Origin of the sequence: Burkholderia sp. Leaf177 (assembly GCF_001424345.1) — a bacterium.
Lineage (GTDB): Bacteria > Pseudomonadota > Gammaproteobacteria > Burkholderiales > Burkholderiaceae > Caballeronia.
The window spans coordinates 1-20,423 of sequence record NZ_LMPF01000002.1; the positions used below are offsets into that span (position 1 = coordinate 1).

The 20,423-nt window shown below is 58.9% G+C and carries 17 protein-coding genes; 7 read left to right on the forward strand and 10 right to left on the reverse strand.

All coding sequences use genetic code 11. From position 1 onward, the window contains the following. Positions 1-358 precede the first annotated feature (358 nt). Both ASG35_RS03750 and uraH read right to left on the reverse strand, forming a co-directional pair. The gene (locus ASG35_RS03750; protein WP_056352986.1) at positions 359-1,552 is read right to left on the reverse strand and encodes a urate hydroxylase PuuD; all 1,194 of its coding nucleotides are present in this window, start codon (positions 1,550-1,552) and stop codon (positions 359-361) included. A 70-nt stretch (positions 1,553-1,622) separates the two neighbouring features. Next, complete coding sequence (uraH, locus tag ASG35_RS03755; RefSeq protein ID WP_056352988.1) at positions 1,623-1,976, reverse strand: hydroxyisourate hydrolase; 354 nt, start codon at positions 1,974-1,976, stop codon at positions 1,623-1,625. A 482-nt stretch (positions 1,977-2,458) separates the two neighbouring features. Here uraH and ASG35_RS03765 point away from each other — a divergent pair, with 482 nt between their 5' ends. Further along, on the forward strand, positions 2,459-3,829 hold the full coding sequence (locus ASG35_RS03765; protein ID WP_056352992.1) for an 8-oxoguanine deaminase: 1,371 nt from the start codon (positions 2,459-2,461) through the stop codon (positions 3,827-3,829). Positions 3,830-3,838: 9 nt separating this feature from the next. On the opposite strand, the gene ASG35_RS03770 is transcribed toward ASG35_RS03765, so the two are convergent. After that, the gene (locus ASG35_RS03770; RefSeq protein WP_056352995.1) at positions 3,839-4,771 is read right to left on the reverse strand and encodes a LysR substrate-binding domain-containing protein; all 933 of its coding nucleotides are present in this window, start codon (positions 4,769-4,771) and stop codon (positions 3,839-3,841) included. Positions 4,772-5,062: 291 nt separating this feature from the next. Between ASG35_RS03770 and ASG35_RS03775 the strand changes: the two genes are divergently transcribed. The 4 genes from ASG35_RS03775 (at position 5,063) to ASG35_RS03790 (ending at position 9,870) form a co-directional block, all read left to right on the forward strand. After that, on the forward strand, positions 5,063-6,655 hold the full coding sequence (locus ASG35_RS03775; RefSeq protein ID WP_056352997.1) for an ABC transporter ATP-binding protein: 1,593 nt from the start codon (positions 5,063-5,065) through the stop codon (positions 6,653-6,655). Then, positions 6,652-7,758: an ABC transporter permease gene (locus ASG35_RS03780; RefSeq protein ID WP_056352999.1), complete on the forward strand. Its 1,107-nt coding sequence runs from the start codon at positions 6,652-6,654 to the stop codon at positions 7,756-7,758. The genes ASG35_RS03775 and ASG35_RS03780 overlap by 4 nt, the downstream gene beginning before the upstream one ends. Positions 7,759-7,766: 8 nt before the next feature. Further along, on the forward strand, positions 7,767-8,696 hold the full coding sequence (locus ASG35_RS03785; protein WP_056353001.1) for an ABC transporter permease: 930 nt from the start codon (positions 7,767-7,769) through the stop codon (positions 8,694-8,696). A gap of 70 nt (positions 8,697-8,766) precedes the next feature. Next, positions 8,767-9,870, forward strand: a complete 1,104-nt coding sequence (locus ASG35_RS03790) for a BMP family ABC transporter substrate-binding protein (RefSeq protein WP_056353002.1) — start codon at positions 8,767-8,769, stop codon at positions 9,868-9,870. Positions 9,871-9,991: 121 nt separating this feature from the next. Here ASG35_RS03790 and ASG35_RS03795 read toward each other — a convergent pair whose 3' ends face one another. From ASG35_RS03795 to ASG35_RS03810, 4 genes are all read right to left on the reverse strand, one after another. Beyond that, a complete protein-coding gene (locus ASG35_RS03795; protein ID WP_056353004.1) occupies positions 9,992-10,201 on the reverse strand; it encodes a dodecin in 210 nt (69 codons plus the stop codon). A 1,168-nt stretch (positions 10,202-11,369) separates the two neighbouring features. Then, on the reverse strand, positions 11,370-11,858 hold the full coding sequence (locus ASG35_RS03800; protein WP_056353006.1) for a hypothetical protein: 489 nt from the start codon (positions 11,856-11,858) through the stop codon (positions 11,370-11,372). Positions 11,859-12,218: 360 nt separating this feature from the next. Then, positions 12,219-12,662, reverse strand: a complete 444-nt coding sequence (gene mscL, locus ASG35_RS03805) for a large conductance mechanosensitive channel protein MscL (protein ID WP_056353007.1) — start codon at positions 12,660-12,662, stop codon at positions 12,219-12,221. Between the two features lie 219 nt (positions 12,663-12,881). Then, a complete protein-coding gene (locus tag ASG35_RS03810; protein WP_056353010.1) occupies positions 12,882-14,288 on the reverse strand; it encodes a DUF2252 domain-containing protein in 1,407 nt (468 codons plus the stop codon). A gap of 273 nt (positions 14,289-14,561) precedes the next feature. Between ASG35_RS03810 and glgX the strand changes: the two genes are divergently transcribed. Then, the gene (gene glgX / locus ASG35_RS03815; protein WP_056353012.1) at positions 14,562-16,760 is read left to right on the forward strand and encodes a glycogen debranching protein GlgX; all 2,199 of its coding nucleotides are present in this window, start codon (positions 14,562-14,564) and stop codon (positions 16,758-16,760) included. A 322-nt stretch (positions 16,761-17,082) separates the two neighbouring features. On the opposite strand, the gene ASG35_RS03820 is transcribed toward glgX, so the two are convergent. Both ASG35_RS03820 and ASG35_RS03825 read right to left on the reverse strand, forming a co-directional pair. Further along, positions 17,083-18,291 carry a tetratricopeptide repeat protein gene (locus ASG35_RS03820; protein ID WP_056353715.1) on the reverse strand — a complete coding sequence of 403 codons (1,209 nt, stop codon included), beginning with the start codon at positions 18,289-18,291 and terminating at the stop codon, positions 17,083-17,085. A 169-nt stretch (positions 18,292-18,460) separates the two neighbouring features. After that, the gene (locus ASG35_RS03825) at positions 18,461-19,141 is read right to left on the reverse strand and encodes a PspA/IM30 family protein (protein WP_056353014.1); all 681 of its coding nucleotides are present in this window, start codon (positions 19,139-19,141) and stop codon (positions 18,461-18,463) included. Between the two features lie 364 nt (positions 19,142-19,505). On the opposite strand from ASG35_RS03825, the gene ASG35_RS03830 reads away from it, so the two are divergent. Next, the gene (locus ASG35_RS03830; RefSeq protein ID WP_056353016.1) at positions 19,506-19,919 is read left to right on the forward strand and encodes a DUF2177 family protein; all 414 of its coding nucleotides are present in this window, start codon (positions 19,506-19,508) and stop codon (positions 19,917-19,919) included. Positions 19,920-19,931: 12 nt separating this feature from the next. Here the strand turns inward: ASG35_RS03830 and ASG35_RS03835 are convergent, their stop codons facing one another. After that, positions 19,932-20,339, reverse strand: a complete 408-nt coding sequence (locus tag ASG35_RS03835) for a plasmid mobilization protein (RefSeq protein WP_056353019.1) — start codon at positions 20,337-20,339, stop codon at positions 19,932-19,934. Between the last annotated feature and the right edge of the window lie 84 nt (positions 20,340-20,423).

Here is a 20,423-nt window from a genome sequence, read left to right on the forward strand (position 1 = left end):
GCTATGTCCCCGTACAAGTGTCAACCATGTCTCCGGTCTAAACAGCCGTTGGAAAAAGAAATGAAGTCCCGCCACGGACAGTGGCTAGAAGTGCTAAAGAATTCAGATAACAAGAAACTCGCGAAGACTTAAACAGCAGCAACCCGGCATGAACCTTGACCGCTACAAACACCCGCCTAAGCGCTAGCGTCAAAGACCTGAGAAATGAATTCCGCCACGGGCAGTGGCTACCAGCGTTAGAAAAATAATCCACAACAAAACGCGCGAAAGCCTAATCAGCAGCAACCTTGGCACTAACCCAGCCACAGCTGCAAAACCGCCCAAGCCCCGCGCACCCGACCTCGAGTACAAACAAAACCTACTTCAAAGCCCCGCCCTGAAACCAAGCAGCGATCTTGGCCCGCTCCGCATCGGTCATCTGCGTAACATTCCCAAGCGGCATAGCCTTAAGCACAACTGCCTGCTGATAAACCCGCTGAGCGTTCATGGAAATAGCCTCCGGCGTATCGAGCAAAACCCCCGCCGGCGCGGCGCCCATCATCGTAGGATGCGCAGCATGACAAGTCGCACACCGCTGCTGCAAGATCGGCTCGATATCCGCCACATGAATCCCGGGCGCGCCTGCCACTGGCGCAACAGTCGGCACAGCCTTCGGTATGGTCCATGCAAACGCACCAAACATCAGCAACACCCCGATCACCGGCAAATACCACAACACTTGCCCGCGATGCCGCATCACGAAGAACTGTCGAATCAGCGCACCGGCCAGCATGATGATCAGCAACACGGCCCAGTTATACGGATGCGTGTACGTCATCGCGTAGTGATTCGACAGCATCACGAACACCACCGGCAGCGTGAAATACGTGTTGTGAACTGAACGCTGCTTGCCGCGCTTGCCATAAATGGCGTTAGGCACTTCGCCCTTGAGCATGGCATCGACCATCTTGCGCTGGCCGGGAATGATCACGAAAAACACATTCGCCGACATGATCGTGGCAAGCGTCGCGCCCGTAATCAGGTAAGCCGCGCGTCCGGCAAAAACATGACATGCCAGCCACGCCGCGATGATCACATAAGCGCCAACACAAATGCCGAGCAACCGGTCGCGATTCCCGAGCAAACGGCACAGCGAGTCATACACAATCCAGCCGGCGAGCAAGAACCCCAACGCCGACGCAACAGCAACCACGGGTCCCATGTCGAGCACATTTTTATCGATGAGATACGTGCTCGGCGAGAACAGATACAGCACCATGAACAGTCCGAAACCAGACATCCACGTGGTGTAGGACGGCCATTTCGACCAGTGCAAATCCTCGGGCATGTTTTCCGGCGCGACGGTGTACTTCTGCATGTTGTAGAAGCCGCCGCCGTGCACGTGCCACAACTCGCCGAATACACCGCGCTTTGTAGCGGCGGGATCCTTCGCCGGTTTTAGGCTGTTATCGAGCGCTACAAAATAAAAGGACTCGCCAATCCACGCGATCGCCACGATCACGTGCAGCCAGCGCAACGCGAGATTCAGCCAGTCAACAATAAAACCTTGCATGAAACGTCTCCACCACGAATTCTTTAATCAAGCCTCGAAGGCCAGCTCTCGAACGAAACTCCAATGAACCTCAGCTGCCGCGATACGTGCTGTATGCCCACGGGGACACTAGCAGCGGCACGTGATAGTGCGAGGTGGCATCGGCGATTCCAAAACGCAGCACCACACAATCCACAAAACGCGGTTCGGGCACCGTCACGCCATTGGCTGCAAAGTAATCGCCGGCGTGAAACACGAGTTCGTACTCGCCGGTGACGAATGCATCGTCCTGCAGCAACGGAGCGTCGCAACGGCCATCGGAGTTGGTGTGCGTGGTGAGAAGAGGGCGCCGGGTATCGCCGGCGAGAACGAAGAGTTCGACTTTGATGCCGGCGCCGGGGCGACCGTGCGCGGTATCGAGTACGTGGGTTGTTAGCTTGCCCATTCGCGTTGTCCTTGTAGTGTGCGAGGAGCGGCTGCGCATCGAACCGTCTGAAACAGACTTGTGCGGCGGATCGAGGCTCCACAAACGTGGCTACATACCCGTCGGCGTGAGTGGATGCGCGCCGTGTTCAGCATTGTAAAAAGTTGCCGTGATCATAACGCCCGCGATAAGCAAGATAATCCGCAGCACATGAGCGAAAACCCTGAATCCCGACGCTACGGTGTTCAGCCGTTCCAACCCTTTTTCATCGCTTCCCGCCGATGCTACCCGCGCCAAAATTCACGATCATATTGAGTCTGTGAAGACAACTATGGCGGCGTTCGCATTGTCAGCGGCTTTTTGGCTAGCGACAGTGAGGCCTTGCACAGCGCGGCTGGCTGGCATCCCGAAGACGGCGATCGACGCTGGGTAACCGGGTCAATGCGCAAGGTTGAGTGATATCTTTGCGCCCTCGGAAAAACAGTGACGTAGCGGAGATCGACATGCAGCAGAAGCAAAAGACCTTGCTGGTGAAAAACGCGCAGGTGCTCGTAACCATGGACGAGGGCCGCCGCGAGATTCGCGATGGCGGATTGTTCATCGAGGGAAACCGGATCGTGGCTGTTGGTCCGACGAGCGAGTTGCCGCAAGAAGCGGATGAAGTGCTCGACATGTCGGGCCATCTGGTGATTCCGGGGCTCGTCAACACGCATCACCATATGTATCAGAGCCTGACGCGCGCCGTGCCGGCTGCGCAGAACGCCGAGCTGTTCGGCTGGCTCACCAGTCTGTACAAGATCTGGGCGAACCTCACGCCCGAGATGATCGAGGTATCGACACTGACGGCCATGGCCGAGTTGCTGCTTTCGGGTTGCACCACGTCGAGCGATCATCTCTACATTTATCCAAACGGCGCGCGGCTCGATGACAGCATCGTGTCGGCGCAGCAGATCGGCATGCGGTTTCACGCGGCGCGCGGCAGCATGAGCGTCGGGCAGAAGGATGGTGGATTGCCGCCTGATTCGGTCGTCGAGAAAGAAGACGCGATCCTTGCAGACACGCAACGCCTGATCGAAACCTATAACGACGCAGACCGTTACGCGATGCTGCGTGTAGTCGTGGCGCCGTGTTCGCCGTTCTCGGTCAGCCGCGAACTGATGCGCGATTCGGCGGTGCTGGCGCGGGAATATGGCGTGTCGATGCATACGCATCTCGCCGAGAACGTGAACGACGTGACCTACAGCCGCGAGAAGTTCGGCATGTCGCCGGCCGAATATGCGGAAGATCTCGGCTGGGTCGGGCCGGACGTGTGGCACGCGCATTGTGTGCAGCTGGATCGCGCGGGTATCGAATTGTTCGGGCGCACGGGAACGGGCGTAGCGCATTGTCCGTGTTCAAACATGCGGCTGGCGTCAGGCATTGCGCCCATTCGTGCAATGCGCGACGCAGGCGTGAGCGTGGGGATAGGCGTGGATGGATCGGCATCGAATGATGGCGCGCAGATGGTCGCCGAAGTGCGGCAAGCCATGTTGCTGCAACGCGTGGGTTTCGGGCCCGACGCCATGAGCGCGCGCGAAGCCCTGGAAATCGCGACGCTTGGCGGAGCGAAAGTGCTGGGCCGCGACGACATAGGCGCGTTGGCTCCCGGCATGGCGGCGGATTTTGTGTCCTTCGATCTGAGCCATCACGCGTTTGCCGGCGCGCTGCACGATCCCGTTGCGGCGCTCGTTTTTTGCGCGCCGTCGCAGGTCTCGACAAGTGTTATCGATGGGCAAGTGGTCGTGCGTCACGGTCAGTTGACGACCGTCGATCTGGGTCCGATCGTCGAGCGTCATAACCGGCTGGCTGGAACGCTGATGGAAATGGCGCGCTAAGACGAAGCGTCAAGGCACGTCGATCAGCGAGCGCGTGGCATCGGCGACGAGGTGACGGAGCCAGCGCACTTCGTCGGAGTAATGACAGCGCTCGTGCCACAACTGGTAGTACTGCATTGGCGGGAAATCGAGCGGCGCGGGCACCACGGTCAGCGGCAGGAACTTCGCGTAGTGATCGGCGAAAAGCCGTGTGGTCGTGAACACCAGATCCGACTTGATCAGCACGTACGGCGCGAGGTTGAAGTACGGCAACGTGACGACCACATGGCGCTTCAGGCGCTCGCGGGCAAGATGAACATCGATTGCACCACGCTGACCGACTGAATAAGGCGTTGGTGCGAGATGCGGCGCGTTCAGATACTGGTCGAGCGTGAGCGCACCGCGACGTGCAAACGGATGATTGGAGCTGACCAGACAGACGATCTTGTCGACAAAAAGATTCGACAAATGCAGTTGTTCAGGCGGTTCGGGCCAGTTGCCCACGACTATGTCCAGCTTGCCTTCTTCCAGCGCAAGTTCGTAGTCGAAAGCAGGACCGAGCGAATGAAACTCGAGCGTGGCGTTAGGCGCGGCGATGCGAAAACGCTCGACAACGGTAGGCACGAACAGCACGTTCAGGTAATCCGGACAGCCAATCCGGTAACACCGGACGGAAGTCGATGGCTCGAAATTATGTTGCTGGACCTTGATGCGCTCAATCTCACGCAGCGCGTTTTGCGTCGGTTCGAGCAGGCGCAGGCCGTATTCGGTCGGGACCATGCCCGCCTTGCCGCGCACGAGCAGCGGATCGCCGGTGATATCGCGCAGACGCCTGAGCGCCGCGCTGATGGCCGGTTGCGACTGATTCAACTTCACGGCCGCGCGCGTGACGCTGCGTTCCATGAGAAGGGTGTGCAGGACGCGTAACAAGTAAGTATCGATTGCTTCGCGTTGCTGACTCATGTTTTCTCCAATATACGGTCTAGCTGATAGACCAGGGTGCGGGACATATTGTTTTTAATATGACACATTTGTGGCGTCAAGCCAGACATACCCCGAGCGCGTTCGTTGCAGCCGCTGCAACGGCGGGTTGTTGCTTGGAAGTGACTTCGGAGTGAACTTATCGCGCGCACTATTTTGAGCAATCGACGCCCCGCACCGTTTTGGGTATCTTTTCCTCGCAGACTGCATGTTTCCGTTGCTCCCATACCGGTCACCCCGGTTTTGCGCAATTTCCGCACTTTCTGAGTCCATATGGGCGACGCTATTTCCTCATCCATCCAGCCCGGCGATGCACGCGTTCCGCGCCTCGCGCTACGCGGCATCAGCAAGCAATATCCTGCCGTCAAGGCCAATGACGACGTAACGCTCGTTGTCGAGCCGGGCGAAATCCACGCGGTGCTCGGCGAAAACGGCGCGGGCAAGTCCACGCTGATGAAGATCATCTACGGCGCGGTGCGGCCGGACGAGGGCGAGATTCAGTGGAACGGCGAGACGGTCGAGATCGGCAGTCCGGCGGCGGCGCGCAAGCTGGGTATCGGCATGGTGTTCCAGCATTTTTCGCTGTTCGATACGCTCACCGTCGGCGAGAACATCGCGCTGGCGCTCGACGATAAATTCGACCTGAAGAGCTTGAGCAAACGCATTCGCGAGGTGTCGGCGGATTACGGACTCGATGTCGATCCGCAACGCCATGTGCATAGCCTGGCAGTGGGCGAGCGGCAACGCGTGGAAATCGTTCGATGCCTGCTGCAGAATCCGCGCTTGCTGATCATGGACGAACCTACTTCGGTGCTCACGCCGCAAGCAGTGAAGAAGCTTTTCACGGTGCTTCGGCGGCTGGCATCGGAGGGATGCAGCATTCTTTACATCAGCCACAAGCTCGATGAAATCCAGGCGCTGTGCCAGACCGCAACGGTGATGCGCGGTGGTCGCGTAACCGGAAGTGTCGATCCGCGCAAGGAAACGCACGCGTCGCTCGCGCAGCTGATGGTCGGGCATTCGCTGCCCGACTACACGCGCCGCGCACACAATCCCGGCGATGTGAAACTCGCCGTGAAGAACCTGTCGGTGGAAAGCGCCGATCCATTTGGCACGTCGCTCAAGGACGTTTCGTTCGCAGTGCATGCAGGCGAGATCTTTGGCATTGCGGGTGTTTCGGGTAATGGACAAGCCGAGTTGCTGGCCGCGCTCTCGGGCGAGATCCGCGACAAGCATATTGCGCCCGATGCCATCACCATCGTCGGCCAACCAGCCGCGCGATACAGCGCCGGCGGCCGGCGCGCACTCGGCTTCGCTTTCGTGCCCGAAGAGCGGCTCGGACGCGGCGCGGTGCCGGCCATGTCGCTCGCAGAAAACGCGCTCCTGACCGGCCATCGCGAACACATGGTGCGCGGCGGCTGGATCAGCACGAAGTCGATGCGCGCGTTCGCCGACCGTTGCATCAGCGCCTTCGACGTCCGCTGCGGCGGCAATGGCGCGCTTGCGCAAAGCCTGTCGGGCGGGAACTTGCAGAAGTTCATCGTGGGCCGCGAGATCTTGCAGGAGCCCAAGGTGCTCGTCGTCGCGCAACCCACCTGGGGCGTCGATGTCGGCGCTGCCGGTTTCATCCGGCAACAACTGCTCGACCTGGCCGCGCGCGGCGTGGCGATTTTGGTGATATCGGAGGAACTGGAAGAACTCTTCGATATCTGCGACCGCCTGGCCGTCCTCGCGCGCGGCAAACTTTCGCCGGTCCGTGAAACCGGTCTTACCAACGCGGAAGAAATCGGCCTCTTCATGGCTGGTCTCTTCGATGGCAATCGCGCCGAACCCGTCGCCCTCGACACCACGGCACCGACATCATGAATTTTCCGTATCGACTCGAAGCGCGGCCGACGCCGTCGCGCGCCATGCAGCTCGCCGTGCCGGTGGTCGCCGCGGTGCTGACGCTGATCATCGGCTTCCTGATTTTCACGTTCGTCGGACAAGATCCCTTGCGCGCGATGCACGGGTTTTTTATCGAACCGTTGTCGAACGTGAATGGCTGGTCCGAGCTTGTTTTGAAGGCGTCGCCGCTGTGTCTGATCGCGCTGGGTTTGGCCGTTGGATATAGAGCGAACGTCTGGAACATCGGCGCCGAAGGGCAAATGCTGCTCGGCGGGATCATGGCGGGTGGCATTGCGATTCATCTCCCCGATGCCACCGGCTGGTGGATCCTTCCGCTGATGATGATCGGCGGTGTGATCGGCGGCATGGTATGGGCCGCGATTCCGGCATTGCTCAAGAGCCGGTTCAACACCAACGAAATCCTGACGAGCCTGATGCTCACGTACGTCGCCACGCAGTTGCTGATCTATCTGGTGAGCGGTCCGTGGCGCGACCCCGAAGGCATGAACTTTCCGATCTCCGCCATGTTCAGCGATGCCGCCCAATTCCCGCGCCTTTACAGCGACTGGGGCTGGGCGTGGCTGAAGGGCACGCGGATCAACGCATCGGTGTTCTTGACGGTGATCGCGATTCCGCTCGTGTGGCTGTTCATGCGCAAGAGCTTCGCGGGGTATCGGATGAACGTGGGCGGCCTCGCGCCGCTGGCCGCTCGCTACGCCGGTTTCTCCGATAAAAAAGCCATCTGGACCTCGCTGCTTTTGAGCGGCGGCCTGGCGGGGTTGGCCGGCATGGGCGAAGTCGCTGGGCCGATCGGACAATTGCAGGCTGGCTGGTCGCCGGGTTATGGCTTCACGGCGATCATCGTCGTGTTTGTCGGACGCTTGCATCCGGTCGGGATCGTGCTGGCCAGTCTTCTGATGGCGCTGCTGTATCTCGGTGGTGAAGCAGTGCAAACATCGTTGCAGTTGCCGCAGGCGCTTGCCGGCGTGTTCCAGGGATTGCTGCTGTTTTGTCTCCTGGGTGCGGATTTGTTCGTCAACTATCGCGTGCGCCGCCGGGTCGTCGTGCATGCGCATTCGTAGATAAATACATGGACATCAATCAAGCCAGTTCGCTTGCATCCAGCGCGGTTGTCGCGGCCATTCCATTGATGTACGCCGGCGCCGGCGAACTCGTCGCGGAGAAGTCGGGCGTGTTGAACCTCGGCGTGGAAGGCATGATGCTGATGGGCGCCGTCACCGGATACGCCGTCACCGCGATCACCGGCAACCCGTGGCTCGGCATCGTGGGCGCGGTCGTCGCCGGCGTGCTCATGTCGCTCGTGTTCGCGTTCCTCACCATCACCATGCTCGCCAATCAGGTGGCCACGGGTTTGTCGCTGACCATATTCGGCATCGGCTTTTCGGCGTATATAGGCAAGCCTTATACGTCGGCGGCGGTGCGCGCTTCCATCGACGTCCTGCCCATTCCCGGCCTCGCTTCCATTCCTGTGATCGGGCCGGCGTTTTTCACGTTGACGCCATTGGGATATCTCGCGTTCATCATGTTCGGCGTCATCGGCTGGTTCCTCTACAAGACACGCGCCGGGCTCGTGCTGCGCTCGGTTGGCGAGTCGCCATCGGTCGCGCATTCGGTCGGCTTTCCCGTGGTCGGCGTGCGCTACGCCGCGACGCTTTTCGGCGGTGGCATGGCGGGCATTGCGGGCGGTTATTACTCAATCGTCTACCTGCACTTGTGGCAGGAGCAGTTGACTTCCGGCCGCGGCTGGATCGCGCTCGCGCTGGTCGTGTTCGCCACGTGGCGGCCGGGCAGGTTGCTGATCGGCGCGTTGCTGTTCGGCGCAGTGATGGCGCTGCAGTTTTACGCGCAGGCCATTGGCGTGCCCGTTCCGACCCAATTTCTCGCGATGCTGCCGTACCTTGCGACCATCGTCGTGCTGGTGCTGATCTCGCGCAATCCGAACACGATCAAGCTCAACGCTCCCGCGTCGCTTGGCAAGCCGTTTTTCGCGGCGAGCTGAGCGCGTTTATTTGATTCCCTTGCACCATGACTTTCATAAACAACATCGACACATCGACAGGAGAATCACGATGAAGAAAAGCTGGCTGAACACGTTGGGCGCGGCGGGCGCGGTAAGTACCATGCTCGCGCTCTCGGCCACGATGGTTTCTGCCCCCGCGCAGGCCGCCGATGCACCCGGCGTTGCGTTCGTGTACCTCTCCAATCCCGGCGATGCAGGCTGGACCTTCGCCCACGATGCCGGCACGAAGGAGATCGAAGCCAAGTACGGCAACAAGATCAAGATCACGCGCGTGGAAAACGTGCCGGAATCGGCCGATTCCGAGCGTGTGTTCCGTGATCTCGCCGCGAAGGGAAACAAGGTGATCCTCGGGACGAGTTTCGGTTACCAGGACTTCGAACTGAAAGTCGCGCGCGATTATCCGGACATCACGTTCCTGACCGCAACGGGTTACAAGAAGGCGAAAAACTTCGGCGTCTACGATAACCGCATGTACCAGGGCGCATATCTCGCGGGTGTTGCAGCGGGTTACGTGACCAAGACGAATACGCTCGGATTCGTGGCGTCGGTGCCCATTCCTGAAGTGATCCGCAACATCAACGCGTACACGCTGGGCGCACGCTCGGTGAATCCGAAGATTCATACGAAGGTCATCTGGATCAACAGTTGGTTCGATCCGGGCAAGGAAAAGCAGGCGGCCGAAACACTGATCGGGCAGGGCGCCGATGTTTTGTTGCAGAACACCGATTCCAACGCGACGCTGGCAACAGCCGCCGAGAAAAAGGTCTATGCATTCGGTTGGGATTCGAACATGAAGAAGTTTGGTCCGAGCGCGCATCTGGGATCGGTGGTGTCGCACTGGGGCGTGTATTACAACACGATGGTCGAGCAGCTTTTGGCGGGGAAGGTCAAGACCGATCCGGTATGGTTGGGCATGCCGCAGAAGGCTGTTGATATTGAAGACATGAATACCGCCGTCGTCCCCGCGAAGGCGATGCAAGCCGTCCAGGCGAAGCGCGAGGAGCTGCAGAGCGGCAAATGGGATGTCTTTATGGGACCGGTGAAAGACCAGGCTGGGGCTGTGAAGATTGAGGCTGGCAAGAACCTGTCCGATCCGGAATTGCAGCGGATCAACTGGTACGTTGAAGGGGTGGACGGCGCGTTGCCGAAATAAGCTGCTGTTTGTTTGTTTGTTGGCTGGCAAGACTTACTTGTTGCGTGTCAACATTCACGTCATATGAAAAGACCGCGCTCTGGCTGGAGCGCGGCCTTTGTTGTCTGCGTCGTGATTAATCTTAATCGTCGATTCGCAGTCCAACTTTAAGGGTTACTTGCCAGTAGGCGACTTTGCCGTTTTCGATCTGGCCGCGGGTTTCGGTGACCTGGAACCAGTGCAGGTTGCGAAGTGTTTTGGATGCTTTTTCTAGCGCGACGCGCACGGCATCGTCGCTGGATTGGGTGGAGGAGCCTGTCAGTTCGATTTGCTTGTAGACGTGATCAGTCATGGGTTCTCCTGGTTTTTTCGGCTTTTCCGCTGCGCGGGGCTTGAGATGTGCTTTGGGGATGGAGCAAGTCTTGAGCCTAAGGGAAGGTAGCGGTTGAGGTTTTGGACTGGTGATGGGTTGTTGTGGTTTGGGTTGCTGTTTAGGCTTTCGCGGGTTCTGTCTTTGCGGTCGGGGTCAGTGCCAAGTTGCTGCTTTCTAAGTCTTCGCGGGTTTCTTGCTATCTGATTTCTTTAGCACTGTTAGCCACTGTCCGTGGCGGGACTTCATTTCTTTGTCCAAACGGCGACAAAGAAACGAAGCAAAGAAAACGCCTCTCCACCGCTAATTCTTAAGTGTCCATAGCGTGCGGTGACAACTGCGTGGTACGCGAGAAGCACCCTTAGCGCATATCCAAGAACAGTTGAAACCCTCCCGCTCCGGCAACAGATACCCACACGCTTCGCCACCGGCGTCGGAATCGATTAATACGGAACCCGTCCAACGCATAACAAAGGGTTGAGCCGATAACGGCTCCCCCATGTTGAACGCAGACTTCACCGCCAGTACTGCCACCTGTTCCATTTGGGCACCAGCGCGCGTGGCGCGGAGGCCTAGTTAGTGGATTCCCTCACTGGTGGCGAAGCGTGTGGATTGCCATGAACGGAGGGGGAGGGTTTCAAGTATTCGGGGTTATGCGCTGAGGGTGCTTCTTGCGTGCCACGCAGTTTTCACTGCACGCTGTGGACACTTAAGAATTAGCGGTTGGGAGGCGTTTTCTTTGCTTCGTTTCTTTGCCGCCGTTGGACAAAGAAATGAAGTCCCGCCACGGACAGTGGCTAATAGTGATAAAGAAGTCAGCTAAGACAGAACCTGCGAAGACTTAAGCAGCAACAACCCGGCATTAACCATGACCACTACAAACAACCGCCCGAGCGCCAGCGTCAAACCCTGGGAAATAAAGTGCCGCCACGGACAGTGGCTAACAGTGCTAAAGAGGTCGGCTAGAACCAAACCCGCAAAGGCTCAAGCAGCAGCTACCCGGCATCAACCCCGACCGCTAAGAATACCTAACGCCAGAGTCAAACCTTCAGCACAATTGCCACCACGGCCAGTGGATAACAGCGCAAACAAGACTAGCAACAACCAAACGTCCCCACCCTAAAAAGCAAAAAAACCCCTGGCCGCCGCCCTACCTCAACCGTGACGCAGCATCCCCCGCATCCTGCCGCCGCGCTCCCCGCCTCGCGCGGGCGCTCGCCGTTGCGCCGAACTCGCTCAAAATCTGCGTCCGCGCCCGGCTGGCAAAAACCAGAAACCCAAACCCATTAGCCTCATACCAATACCCGCCATTTTCAAGCCCATCGAGCGGCTGCTCCAACGCATTGGTAATGCACTCAACACACCGCCGATGCAATTCCTCCACCGCCGGATACGGCGGCTGCGCCCCTCGCATGCTGCACAAAAGCACATCGAGCCCCGGCAGGACATGCGCATACAACACCGGTTCATCCTGCGCGCGCGCACGTGCGATCTTCGTATCGAGTTGGCCGAACGGCTTGAAATGCCTCAGCACGGCGAGGAAAGACTCGTCGCCATCGACCTTCGCGCGTCTACGCTTTTTCGGGAAGGACATAAAAATTCGCCTGAAAAAGAATTGCAAAAAACGCAGCGTCCTCATGCGGCCACTCCCGTCTGGCGGGCCGCTCGTTTGTCTGGACACGTCGATCTTTTATAGCACATCGAAGTGGTGGATTCACGGCGATTCAGGATAAGGGCGCCGCACCCGGGTCACTCGACCTCTCGTGCAACGCCGCACGAATTTCGCCGAAAACCCTGCTGCGGCTCGCATGGCATTCATATCTCAATAATAGACCTACGAAACGACGCTGCGCCAAAAATCGCAAGGAAAATTCAAGCGAATGTCACGAAACGGCGTCGCTGCAACAGTGCATACAGAAAACAAAAAACCCGCGGCAACCAGCGCGGGCTTTTGTGTATCAGACCTGAATCAATCCAGGACGTCGATTAAAAAACCGCCTCAGATGCGCGGCGAACCTTTTAGCGAGTCGCGAATTTCACGCAACAGCAGCACGTCTTCCGGCGTTGCGGGCGCGGGAGCGGGCGCTTCGTTCTTGCGCAGGCTGTTGATGAACTTGACCATCAGGAAAATGATGAACGCCAGGATGATGAAGTTGATCAACACAGTGATGAACGATCCGTAGCCGAACACGGCGACGCCCGCAGTCTGCAAATCTTTGTACGACCCGGGATTACCCTTGAATGTCGGCGGTATCTCGCCGAGCTTGATGAACAGGTTCGAGAAATCGAGCCCACCGGTTGCCAGCCCGACGACCGGCATGATCAGATCCTTCACGATCGAATTGACGATGGTAGAAAACGCGCCACCGATAATCACACCGACTGCCAGATCCATCACGTTGCCCTTGAGGGCGAAGGCCTTGAATTCCTGAATCATGCTCATGCGTTGCTTCCTCCGTTTAAGTTCATAAGAATCGGCAGCAAGGGATGTGCCATTGGATTGAATCTAATCAGATGCCGGAACCGCTGCTGAAGCGGGTTCGGCGCCGATCAGACCGGCATTAATTGAAACGGATACCGACAATAATAGCGAATCGATTGCGTGTTCGTCCCCGGTTTTTTTAAGCAACTGGAGCGGATGGACAGAGTTTCATCGCGATCGTCAGGATTTTTCCGGCGCCGCCGCCTTCACACGTCCGGCCGCGATTGCCTGCACAAACGCAGCGTGATCGGCAACGGTCTGCGTGCCGTAATTCTCGGCCCATTGTGCGTAAGCCGCATCGAGCCGGTCCGAGCTGCCGCAATAACCGGCGATCAGCGCGGCATCGCCGGTACGGGCATGGGCGCGTGCAAGCAACAAGCCGAGGCACCACGCGTAGAAATCGAACGTTGCACCGTGCAACCAGTCGACGGGAATCGAACCACGCATGTTTTTCATCTGCCGGACATAAAAGTCGCGACCTGAAATGGTCGTCCATCCAAGCAATGGATCCGATGAACTTTGCAAAAAGCGCTGCCCGTGCACGACACGCCGTCCCTGGTGATTGAACGGCTCGGGCATGGCAGGCACGAAGGGCGCGGCGGCCGGCACGATGCCTTCCTTCACCTGCATGAACAGCGGATCGCCGTGCGCGCGCCCGAGCAGCAACAGCAAATACGCGCGCGTTCCCACGCTGCCGACTCCGACTACCCGATGCACGACATCGACGACATCGTAGCGTTCGAGCATCGTGCGCCATTCGCCGGCGATTGTTTGCATATACTCGCGCAATCCCTCGATCACGTGATTCGTCTCGGCTTTATCGAGCCGCGTGAGAATGGGCGGATCTTCGCGAAATCGCCAGCTCTTGCCGTCCGGTTCCGCGACGCGCGCAAGCATGGTCGCGTGGCTGCGCTTGGTCGCGCGTTCGACGGCTTTTGTGATCGTCGCTTTTTCGGCGGCGTCGAGCACAACGGGCGCTTCGATATGCAGCACGCTTGCGTACGAACGCATTTGCCAAAGCTCGTACGCGGGTATCTGCCATAGCGCTGCCATCGTTGTCCGATAACCCGCGCAGGCCGAACGCACGGCGCGTTCGCGGCCGCTCGTATCGACACCATTCTCCCGCGCTGCCACGTTGATGCTCGCCGTCAGCCGCCTCAGATCCCATTCCCACGGCGCGACGATGGTTTCATCGAAATCGTTCAGGTCGAACACCACGTCTTGCCGCGGCGTGCGAAACAGGCCGAAATTGTTGAGATGCGCGTCGCCGTCGATCATCACGTGATGCCCAATGGACGGCGTTCGCGCCAGATCCCAGGCCATCACGCTCGCCGCGCCTCGCAGGAACGCGAACGGCGAAACCGCCATGCGCGCCATGCGCAAGGGCACGAGCCGCTCTTGCCGGCCCGCGTTGTTCGCGAGCACGCGCTCGACGGGGTCAGGACGATCGCGTTCGGCCTGCGGCCCGGCGTGTGCACTGAAAGGAATGCTGTCACGCAACGACCGACCGAGCGCCCGGCTTTCCTCGGCAGTGCCATCGGACGTGCCGGCCAGCGTGGTCGTAGCGGAGACGGAGCGAGTGGTCAAGGAGATGTCTCCAGAACGATGGGAACGAGCAACATGCCTTGATGCATAAGGCATCGAACTAGGTTTTGAGCACGATGCGGGCCAATATCGGCCGCATCGTCTCTGCTTTTACAGGCACGCAACCTGCTATGAAAGTGTTCCTGTGGGCGCACCGGGCACTGTATCTGGAAGCTGATTGTTTCCCGTGTCCAATGCTTCTCTAGGGCGCCCGAACTCAAGCAAACCGCAGCAACCACAGATCAAATCACCTTAAATACCTGGACACTCGCATACATGGCACACGATATCCGCATTGCCGAAGGTTCGCCGTTTCCGTTGGGCGCAACCTGGGATGGCGAGGGCGTCAACTTCGCGTTGTTCTCCGCGAACGCCACGAAAGTCGAACTCTGCCTCTTCGATGAAAACGGCGAAAAGGAACTCGAGCGCATCGAATTGCCTGAATACACCGACGAAGTTTTCCACGTTTATTTGTTTGGCCTGAAACCGGGCGCGGTTTACGGATATCGCGTGCACGGTCCGTACGAACCGGAAAACGGGCATCGGTTCAATCCGAACAAGCTTTTGCTGGATCCGTACGCAAAGGCGCACGTTGGCGAGCTGAAATGGGATCCGGCGGTCTTCGGCTACACGCTCGATGACGAAGGCGAAGACCTGAGTTTCGATGAACGCGACAGCGCGCCGTTCATGCAAAAGTGTCAGGTCGTCGACCAGAGCTTTTCATGGGTTCACCCAACACGCGTTCGCGTGCCATGGGAACAGACCATCTTCTATGAAACCCACGTGCGCGGTTACACCAAGCGCCATCCGGCCGTGCCAGAAAATCTGCGCGGCACGTTCGAGGGCCTCGGCACTAAGGAAGTGATCGAGCATATCAAGAGCCTTGGCGTGACATCGGTGGAATTGCTGCCTATCCAGGCGTTCGTGAACGACAGTCATCTCACCGACAAAGGTCTCACCAATTACTGGGGCTACAACACCATCGGTTTCTTTGCGGCCGATCCGCGCTTTTTTGCGCAAGGTCCGGGCGCGATCTCCGAGCTGAAGCAGATGATCGACCGCTTCCACGAAGCCGGGCTCGAAGTAATACTCGATGTGGTCTACAACCACACGGCCGAAGGCAACGAACGCGGCCCGACGCTCTCGTTCAAGGGCATCGACAACGCTTCGTACTATCGTTTGCCGGAAGACAAGCGTTATTACATCAACGATACCGGCACGGGCAACACGCTCAACCTCTCGCATCCGCGCGTGTTGCAGATGGTCACCGACAGCCTGCGTTATTGGGTAACGGAGATGAACGTCGACGGATTCCGTTTCGATCTCGCGACCATCCTCGGCCGCGAGCCCTACGGTTTCGACGAAGGCGGTGGTTTCCTCGACAGTTGCCGCCAAGACCCGATTCTCTCCAGCGTCAAACTGATTGCCGAACCGTGGGATTGCGGCCCAGGCGGTTATCAGGTCGGTGGTTTTCCGCCGGGCTGGGCCGAATGGAACGATAAATATCGCGACACGGTGCGCGAGTTCTGGAAGGGCGAAGAGGGTGTGGCGGCAGAGCTCGCAACGCGCATCACGGGATCGGGCGACAAGTTCAACCATCGCGGACGCCGCCCGTGGGCGAGCGTGAACTTCATCACCGCGCACGACGGCTTCACGTTGAACGATCTCGTCTCGTACAACGAGAAGCACAACGACGCGAATGGCGAGGACAACAACGACGGAAGCTCCGACAACCGCTCGTGGAATTGCGGCGTGGAAGGTCCGACCGACGATCCCGAGATCCGTGGACTGCGCGAACGCCAGAAACGCAATATGCTGGCCACGCTGCTGTTCTCGCAAGGCACGCCGATGATTCTCGCCGGCGACGAATTCGGGCGTACGCAGCAAGGCAACAACAACGCGTATTGTCAGGACGACGACATCAGCTGGGTGAACTGGGATATCGATGAAGACGGCCAAGCCCTCAACGATTTCGTGCGCAAGCTCACGACCTTGCGTCACACCTTGCCGGTGCTGCGCCGTGGCCGTTTCCTGACTGGCGAATTCCACGAAGACCTTCAGGTTGCCGACGTCAAGTGGTTCAGCCCATCGGGCGATGAACTCACGCCCGAGCAATGGGACGATCCCGCCATGCGCTGCTTCGGCCTGGTGATCGATGGCCGCGCTCAGGCAACCGGCATTCGACGCCCGGCATCGGACGCGACGTTGTTGCTCGTTGTCAACGCACATCACGACGTCGTCGATTTCACGCTGCCGGAAATTCCGGGAAGCGACCAGTGGAGTTGCCTGATCGATACCAACGCGCCAATCCGCGAAGAGCTCGAAGACTTCGATTCGGGCGGCGTGTATCAGGTGACGGGACGTTCGCTGTTGTTGTTCGCGCTTCACGCGCGCGGCGCCACAAAGCGTATCTTCAAGCGCCTCGAAGAAGCGCTGACGGACGAGGTCGAGCCGGAAGGCGGCGACGCGGCCTGAACCAGCGAGGCAGGCACGTTCCTGCGAGACGCGGGTCGCAGCGGCTATGATGCGGGATATGAACTTTCCTCTGCCGCTGTCGCCTCGCTTCTGTCCGCTGGTTTCGATTTCTCATCGCGTCCGTCACGGCGTCCGTAAAACATGATGTTGGCGACGCTTTTGCGTGTCGCCGGTTGGGATCAACTCGAGCGGATCTGGGATTTCGTCGTTGGTTTCTTCAAGTTCTTGTGGGCGCTGCTGAGGTTTCTCGGCGGCGGATGAAAAAAGCGCCGGACGATTTGCATCGTCCGGCGCTTTTTATTTGGCGTACCAAGGAAACACCTCAGCTGTTGTTATCCCAGTTGCCTGAATCATTGCTGCCGAGATCGACACCGCCGCCGCCATCGCTCCAGTCGTTGGAGCCGTTGCCGAAATCCAGGCCGCCGCCATTGTTGTTGCCGCCGCCGCGACGACGCAGCTCATCGTCGACATCGACCGGTACTTCGCGTTCGATCACGCGTTCCCGGTTTCCGCCAGAAAGCGCTTCACCGAGCAACACGCCACCCAGCAAACCGCCTAGTCCGCCACCAAAACCGCCGCCGCCTTGCTGCACGATGACCGGCGGTTGTTGCTGCGGATAAGGCGAATAAGGCGGCTGTCCCGGTGGCGTGCGCCCGAAACGTTCGGCTTCCTGCGCGTAGACCGACTGGTTATCGCTCGGGCTTGCAGCCGGCGCCGCGCGTGGGTCGGGGCGTCCTTCAGAACGCGCGCGCACGCTGTCGATCTGATTCGACAAATCCTCGATCGCATAAGGCGGCACGGGATTCTTCGAATTCGACAACGCTTCGACCGTCTGCCGCAATTGAGTCTCGATGCCTTCGACCTCCTTGAGCATCGCTTCGTGACCGGGTTGTGTCGATAAACGCACATCGAGCTTGAGCGAGCGGACGTCGTTGAGCAATTCTGTGGCGCGTTTGAGCTGCGTGCGGCGATCGGTATCGGCCTGACCGTTTTCATTCGAACGCGCCCGCTTCAGACCCCAGCGCAGCACGAGCGCAATCCCGGCGACCACGACTGCGAGCAAAATCCACATGCCCATGGACGGGCCATGTTTTTCAGGCGCGGCTACCGCGCCTTCGTTGAACGGATTACGTGTAACCGATGTCACCGCGTTGCCCGAACGATCCTGGCTGACATTCGTCGAAGCGTTCGCGCGTGAATTCACACGTTCGGCATCGGAACGAATCCGCGTTTCCGTAGCGTTGAAACGCGACGGATCGGTGAACTTGATTGCTGGGTCGAGCGTTTTCGCCTGTTGAATCTGGGCGAGTGCGTCGGCGGAGCGGCCTTCACGATCGAGCACCTGAGCGTACAAATAGTGCGCCTTGGCATTGTTCGGATGCGCCTGGATCACTTCGTTCAGCTGGGACTCGGCCTGACTCCAGTTGCCTTGCGTCATCGACTGTTCGATCTGGCCGGCGCTTGGAACGGCAAACGCCGCAGCCGAAACCAGCATTAGCGACGCAGCCACTGCCATCACATATTTTTTCATCAGCGGACCGGGGCGTTCGCACCCGTCTCCATTTCGTGCGACATGTCGATGCATTATCCGGATCTTGCCCGCAATGGTTCGATGCCTTGCATCGGCCTTTGCGTCGTGGAACGTAGTAACTACCTGTACAACAAGACGGCGCAAGTTCCGCGCCGTCTCATAGACCGGCTTACTGCGCCGGCGTATTGATCTGCTTCTTCAGCGCTTCCAGACGATCTTCTACAGACGGTCCGCGCGTCAATGCCGCGAGTTTGTCTTCGAGCGCCTTGCCGCTTTTTTGATCGGCGGAGTTAAGCCGTGCATCGGAGCGCGCATTCGATAGCTGCACCTTGTCTTCCAGCTTCTGAAAGTCTTCCGACAGGTTCTTGCCGCCAATTCCGCCGAGCGCGGTTGCTGCGACGTCCTTTGCAGTCGCAATCTGCTGCTTCGCCTGCAGGATGTTCGAGCGCGAATTGAGCTCGTTGCGGCGCTGGCGCATATCCTCGATCTGCTGCTTGAGATGATCTGTCGACGGCACCAAAGTTGCCAGTTCGGCCGCCAATGCATCGCGCTCCGATTCAGCGTTAGCTTGTGCGCTCAACGCTTCACGTGCCAGCGCTTCGTCGCCGCCTTGCAGCGCGCGCTTTGCGCCTTCTTCGTACTTCCTGGCTTTTTCGGCCGCGACGTCACGCTTGCTCTGCTGCGTGGCGACTTGTGCCTCGATTTCGATCAGCGAGTTTTCGGCTTTCGCGATGCTGTCGTCGAGTTCGCGCACGATCTGACGAGCGTCTCGCGACGGGTCCTGCACGGTGTCGGCGGCGTCGTTCAGCAGGCCCTTGACCGTGCGCGAGATGGAATCCAAAAGCGACATGAGTTTCCTCCTGAAAAATGATTCGGTGCTTCGGGGAAATGCCCTTAGCAAGCCGTACTGCAACGTTCATGAATATTCAATGAACGTCTGCGTGAAAGTTGCTCGAAACGCGGCGTTCGTTTTTGCAGCGCGTCGGGTAAATCAGGGCGGGCGCGCGAATTGCAAGCTCGTCGATACACTTTGTTGCGAGCTTTTCCGCTGAACCACCGCCCGACGTTTCGCCGGCGTTTCTTAACCGGCACATTAAAGCACGCACCGCCTTAAACCGGACTTAACGAGCCCGCCAATCGCAACGGTACACCATGTGCGCTCGTCCGGAAAATCCACACTTCTTTCACGCTTTGCTTAACGTATCGGATCGCTAATGTCGAAGACGTTGATTGTCGCGTTTGCAGTAACCGCCGTCGTGTTCCTGGTACTCGACGCCATCTGGCTCGGCCTGATTTCGCGAAATATTTATCAGCGTGAAATAGGGGAGTTGCTGCTGCCCAAACCGAACTTTGACGCGGCCGTGATCTTCTACGTGATTTATATAATAGGAATGGTTTATTTCTGCGTCGTGCCGGGCATCTCGGAAGACAGTGTCATGCGCGGACTGGTCAGCGGCGCGCTGTTCGGCATAGTCGCGTATGCAACCTACGACCTGACGAATTTGGCGACGCTAAAGGGCTGGAGCACGACGCTCGTTTTCATCGATATTGCTTGGGGCGCCGTTGCGAGCGCAATCGCATGTGCTGCCGCCGTAGCCATTACCACGCGGGTCGTGGCGAGCGCTTGAGACGCTTTGCGTTCAGTTTCGCCCCGAAAGGGAGGCGTCTTCGTCCGATGGGTCTGAAGCGTTCGATGCATTCGACGCCTTCGCGGCGTCTGTTGGTGCCACGCCTTCCGCCTTCCCCGCTGCCAGCGTACGCCTGCTGGCTTCCCTGGCAACTTGTGCGGCATCTCGGGCCTCGCGCGCGGCGGCGCGTTCGGCGACTTGCCTGAGCACGACATTCAGTGGATCAGGCGTTTTAGGCGCGCGAAGCTTGTCGACAAGTCCCGCGGCCTTGACTTGCTCACTCGTTGCATTGAACCCGAGAACAGCCCGCCGCATGAGTTCGCTGACGCTGATGCCGAGGCCATCGGCGGTGCTGGTGATCGCAAGTTTCTGCGCCGGGGTTACGAAGACGACGATGCGTTCGCTGGGTTTGGTAGTCATGAGCGCCTCCACATGCAGGGGCCACGCAAGCACGGCCGGTCGACATCCATCAGCAGCACGACGGCGCCACGAATGTGCGCCGCG

Bases quoted from the DNA above. Each gene is read 5' to 3' on its own strand.
- ASG35_RS03790 (WP_056353002.1), top strand. From the start codon at position 8,767: ATGAAGAAAAGCTGGCTGAACACGTTGGGCGCGGCGGGCGCGGTAAGT.
- glgX (WP_056353012.1), top strand. From the start codon at position 14,562: ATGGCACACGATATCCGCATTGCCGAAGGTTCGCCGTTTCCGTTGGGC.
- ASG35_RS03775 (WP_056352997.1), top strand. From the start codon at position 5,063: ATGGGCGACGCTATTTCCTCATCCATCCAGCCCGGCGATGCACGCGTT.
- ASG35_RS03770 (WP_056352995.1), bottom strand. From the start codon at position 4,771: ATGAGTCAGCAACGCGAAGCAATCGATACTTACTTGTTACGCGTCCTG.
- ASG35_RS03830 (WP_056353016.1), top strand. From the start codon at position 19,506: ATGTCGAAGACGTTGATTGTCGCGTTTGCAGTAACCGCCGTCGTGTTC.
- ASG35_RS03785 (WP_056353001.1), top strand. From the start codon at position 7,767: ATGGACATCAATCAAGCCAGTTCGCTTGCATCCAGCGCGGTTGTCGCG.
- ASG35_RS03795 (WP_056353004.1), bottom strand. From the start codon at position 10,201: ATGACTGATCACGTCTACAAGCAAATCGAACTGACAGGCTCCTCCACC.
- mscL (WP_056353007.1), bottom strand. From the start codon at position 12,662: ATGAGCATGATTCAGGAATTCAAGGCCTTCGCCCTCAAGGGCAACGTG.
- ASG35_RS03800 (WP_056353006.1), bottom strand. From the start codon at position 11,858: ATGAGGACGCTGCGTTTTTTGCAATTCTTTTTCAGGCGAATTTTTATG.
- ASG35_RS03780 (WP_056352999.1), top strand. From the start codon at position 6,652: ATGAATTTTCCGTATCGACTCGAAGCGCGGCCGACGCCGTCGCGCGCC.
- uraH (WP_056352988.1), bottom strand. From the start codon at position 1,976: ATGGGCAAGCTAACAACCCACGTACTCGATACCGCGCACGGTCGCCCC.
- ASG35_RS03820 (WP_056353715.1), bottom strand. From the start codon at position 18,291: ATGAAAAAATATGTGATGGCAGTGGCTGCGTCGCTAATGCTGGTTTCG.
- ASG35_RS03835 (WP_056353019.1), bottom strand. From the start codon at position 20,339: ATGACTACCAAACCCAGCGAACGCATCGTCGTCTTCGTAACCCCGGCG.
- ASG35_RS03825 (WP_056353014.1), bottom strand. From the start codon at position 19,141: ATGTCGCTTTTGGATTCCATCTCGCGCACGGTCAAGGGCCTGCTGAAC.
- ASG35_RS03765 (WP_056352992.1), top strand. From the start codon at position 2,459: ATGCAGCAGAAGCAAAAGACCTTGCTGGTGAAAAACGCGCAGGTGCTC.
- ASG35_RS03750 (WP_056352986.1), bottom strand. From the start codon at position 1,552: ATGCAAGGTTTTATTGTTGACTGGCTGAATCTCGCGTTGCGCTGGCTG.